The organism is Cupriavidus basilensis (assembly GCF_029335485.1).
GTDB lineage: Bacteria > Pseudomonadota > Gammaproteobacteria > Burkholderiales > Burkholderiaceae > Cupriavidus > Cupriavidus basilensis_E.
In genome coordinates this window covers 1-3,624 of sequence record NZ_JARJLM010000659.1, presented here as the reverse complement: position 1 = coordinate 3,624, position 3,624 = coordinate 1, and the positions used below count along the sequence as shown (strand labels likewise).

The following is a 3,624-nucleotide window of genomic DNA, read 5'->3' as shown; positions in this document are numbered from 1 at the left end:
GTCGGCGGTCTGGCGCGCGTTGTGGTTGACCAGGTACTTCAGCAAGCCATCGATGCCGCCGCGCGCGACGATATCGGAGAACTGGCGGCGGTACACTTCGATCAGCCACGCGCCCATCATATTGATATCGTAGATCTTCCAGCCGTTGCCGCTGCGCTGCAGGCGGTAGTCGATCTGCATCTCGTCGCCGTTGTTGAGCACGCGCGTTTCGACCACGACATCGGTAGCGCCGCCGGCGGCCAGCGTGGGCTTGTAGCTGAACTTCACGTTCTGCTCGCGCAGTTGCGACAGCGAGACCGCGTAGCTGCGCACCAGCAAGGCCTGGAACTGCTCGTAGAGCTGCTTTTGCTGCTCGGGCGTGGCGTTGCGCCACGCGCTGCCGACCGCCAGGCGGGTGGTGCGCTCGAAATCGGTGTAGGGCAGAAACTGGCGCTCCACCACCGCCGTGATCTTGCCCAGGTCGCCGTTGCGCGTTTCGGGGTTGGATTTGATGGTGCCGATCACGCCTTCGACGGCGGCCCGCACCATGCGGTCAGGCGAGGACCTGTCCACCGTTTGCGCCTGCGCGGCGGAAATCATCGCCACCGCCGCGAGCGGGACCAGGGCCTGGAAAGCAATACCGTGTGTCTTCATGCGAATTTGGACCTGAAAATGCCAGTCGGTTCGCCGCCGGGAATGCCCGGCAGACTTGCCAAGGAAACCAATCAAAGTGCGCGGCGCGCTACGGGCGGGCGGGGCTGCGGCCCGGCCCGACAACACGCAACGAGGCAGTATAGCGTACCCGCGCGGGCGCTCGCCGCGCCCTCCAGGCCCTTGGCATCACATGACGGCGCGGCCCGGCGCCGCAACGCCATCCCGCGCCGTCCCGTTATACTCGCGGCTGCCGCTTTGCGCGCTGCCCCGCGGCCTGCTTTGTGCCCTCTACCGCGCCCCTGATTGCGCACCACATAGGTCCCCATATCGCCCATGCTGACGTCGTTGGTCATCCGCATCGTCCAATTTTCCAGCCGCCGCGCCTGGTCCGTGATCACCCTGGCGCTGTTGCTGACCGTCGTCAGCGGCGTCTATGCGGTGGGTCATTTCGCCATCAACACCGATATCAGCCGCCTGCTCCAGTCGGACCAGCCCTGGGCGCGCCGCGATGCGGCCGTCAGCGCGGCGTTTCCCCAGCGCGACCAGATGATCCTGGCCGTGGTGCAGGCGCCGGCCGGGGAATTGGCGGAAGCCGCCGCCAATGAACTGGCGGATGCGCTGAGCCACCAGGGCACGCGCTTTCGCGGCGTCAGCCAGCCCGGCGGCGGCGAGTTCTTCGAACGCAACGGCCTGCTCTTCGTCGATACCGCCAAACTGCGGGACGTCACCTCGCAACTGACGCAGGCGCGGCCCCTGCTCAATGCCCTGGCGCACGATCCCACCCTGCGCGGCCTGTCCGATACGCTGGCCACCACCCTGTCGCTGCCACTGCAGCTGGGGCAGGTGAAGCTGGGCGACATGGCCCGGCTGCTCGGCAGCAGCGCCCACGCCGTCGACCAGGTGCTGGCCGGCAAGCCGGCCGCGCTGTCCTGGGCCGGCCTGATCGACAGCAGCCCGCAGCCGGGCCCCGGCGGCCTCGCCAGCGCTTTCGTCGCGGTGAGCCCGGTGCTTGACTACGCCGACCTCCAGGCGGGAGCGAACTCGGCCGATGCCATCCGGGCCACGGCAACCAGGCTCGGCCTTGCCCAGCGCTACGGTGCCCAGGTGCGCCTGACCGGCGCCCAGGCATTGGCGGACGATGAATTTGCGTCGGTCAAGGAAGGGGCTGCCTTCAATGGCGTGCTGACGCTGGTGGTGGTGATCCTGATCCTGTGGCTGGCGCTGCGCTCCAAGCGGCTGATCCTGGCCGTGCTGGCCGCCCTCCTGGTGGGGCTGGCCATCACCGCCGCGCTGGGCCTGGCCATGGTCGGCGCGCTCAATATGATCTCGGTCGCCTTCGCCGTGCTGTTCGTGGGCCTGGGGGTCGACTTCGGCATCCAGTTCGGCGTGCGCTACCGCGCCGAGCGCCACAAACACCCGGAGATCCCTGCTGCGCTCGCCAGCGCCGCGAAAGCGGTGGGCGTGCCGCTGGCGCTGGCCGCGGCTGCCACCGCAGCGGCGTTCTTCTGCTTTCTGCCCACCGATTATCGCGGCGTGGCCGAACTGGGGCAGATCGCCGGCGTGGGCATGCTGGTGGCGTTCACCACCACCATCACGCTGCTGCCGGCGCTGATCACCGTCATGCGCCCCAAGGACGAGGCGGGACGGGTCGAGGTGCCGGGCTTCAAGTGGCTGGCGCCTGCCGACATATTCTTCGAGCGCTACCGCAAACAGGTGCTGCTGGCCACCTGCGGCCTGATCCTGGCCGGGTCCCCCTTGCTCGCGTACCTGCGCTTCGATTTCGACCCGCTCCATCTCAAGGATCCGCACTCCGAATCGATGGCCACCCTGCTCTCGCTCAAGGATGCGCCTGAGGCCGGCACCGACAACGTCAGTGTGCTGGCGCCTTCACTGACGGCCGCCACGGCTATCGCCGCCCGCCTGGCGGCGCTGCCCGAAGTCGAGCGCGCCGTCACGCTGCAAACCTTCATGCCCGACGACCAGCCGGCCCGGCTCGCCTTGATCGCAGACGCCTCGGCCAGCCTCATGCCGGTGCTGACGCAAACCGTGGCCACGCCAGCCAACGACGAGCGGCGCGTCAATTCGCTCAAGAACGCGGCACGCCAGCTCGCCCTCGCCGCCGACGAGCATCCCGGCCCGGGTGCCGCCGAAGCCGCCCACCTGGCCACCGCCCTGCGCAAGCTTGCGGCCGCCGATGCCGCCACCCGCGACCGCGCGGAGCAAGCCATCGCGCTACCGCTGCGTCTTGCGCTGGCACGCCTGCAACGTGCGCTGTCACCGCAGCCGATCACCCGCGAGACGCTGCCGCCGGTGCTGGTACGCGACTGGGTCGCGCCGGACGGCAAGGCCCTGGTCAGCGTGAGCCCGAAACTCCCCGCCGCGGCCAGGCCGGGAGAGTCCTCCAGCCGCGACAGCGATGCGCGCGACGCCGCGCTCACGCGCTTCATCGATGCCGTGCAGCGCGTCGAGCCGGACGCGGTGGGCGGCCCGATCTCGATCCGGGGCTCCGCCGACACCATCATGACGGCCTTTGCCCAGGCAGGCGTCTGGGCCGTGCTGTCGATCACCGTGTTGCTCTGGGTCACGCTGCGCCGCGTGGGCGACGTGCTGCGCACGCTGGTACCGCTGCTGGTATCCGCACTGGTCACGCTGGAGCTGTGCGTGGTGTTCGGCATCCCGCTGAATTTTGCCAATGTGATCGCCCTGCCCCTGCTGTTCGGCATCGGCGTGGCCTTCAAGATCTACTATGTCCTTGCCTGGCGCGAGGGCAAGACGCACCTGCTGCAATCCCCGCTCACCCACGCCGTGCTCTACAGCGCAGCCACCACCGCCACCGCCTTCGGCAGCCTGTGGCTGTCCCAGCATCCGGGCACGGCCAGCATGGGCAAGCTGCTAGCACTGGCACTGGCATGCACGCTGGTCGGTGCCGTATTCTTCCAGCCGATCCTGATGGGACGGCCGCGCGCGCGGTCGGTACCCGCGACAGGACGA

Annotated in this window: 2 protein-coding genes; one reads left to right on the top strand and one right to left on the bottom strand. The window is 68.9% G+C overall.

The features are described 5' to 3' along the window. The coding region (locus P3W85_RS40655) for an MlaC/ttg2D family ABC transporter substrate-binding protein (protein ID WP_276268974.1) at nucleotides 1–633 on the bottom strand (633 nt) is incomplete at its 3' end. Nucleotides 634–966: 333 nt separating this feature from the next. Here P3W85_RS40655 and P3W85_RS40650 point away from each other — a divergent pair. Then, nucleotides 967–3,624 (top strand): MMPL family transporter (locus tag P3W85_RS40650; protein WP_276268973.1); only part of this gene is annotated, 2,658 nt, incomplete at its 3' end.